Annotated in this window: 1 protein-coding gene; it reads left to right on the top strand. The window is 53.7% G+C overall.

The window, feature by feature from the left end:
• Positions 1-128: 128 nt before the first annotated feature.
• A partial coding sequence (locus tag AC1DRJ_RS31080) for a ZIP family metal transporter (RefSeq protein WP_477805482.1) occupies positions 129-693 on the top strand: 565 nt, incomplete at its 3' end.

The following is a 693-nucleotide window of genomic DNA, read 5'->3' on the forward strand; positions in this document are numbered from 1 at the left end:
GGCTTAGCCCGTCTTTTCGACACCTCTGCGATGTCTTATGAGCGAGAGGCGCAACGGATATCGAAACAGATCCACACAATTGCACCGATACCTACTTTTAAGCGCTCCAACGGGAAATAGGTGCTCTCATGTCCGAACCATCCGCACCTGTTAGAGCATTGTGGCATTCCGGTTTCGACTCAAAAAAAATTGGCGGGTGGATGAGCATCATTTTTTGGTCAACCCTCATTGGGGTCACCATCTTACTGCTCATCAGCGGGTACAGCGCCTTCACCGGGGCAAACCGGGTAAACCTGCACTACGCATTGCTGGGCGGCCTTTCTGGCTTTGGCGCGACTGCGCTCGGTGCAATCGTAGCGATAGTATTGCGTGACATTACTGCACGCACGCAAGACACCATGCTTGGGTTTGCTGCCGGCATGATGCTCGCCGCGAGTTCCTTCTCACTCATTCTCCCAGGCATCGAATCCGCTCAGTCTATTTGCGATAACAAGGTATTGGCTGCGTGTGTCGTGGTGTTGGGGTTGGGATTAGGCGTGGCACTGATGATCGGTCTGGAACGGTTCGTGCCCCATGAGCATCTGGAGAGTGGGCGCAAAGGTCCTGAAGCCCAGCGATTCAATCGAGTATGGCTTTTTGTCCTGGCCATAACGTTACATAACTTGCCGGAGGGCATGGCTATCGGTGTCAGCT

The organism is Pseudomonas sp. P5_B2 (genome assembly GCF_056400445.1).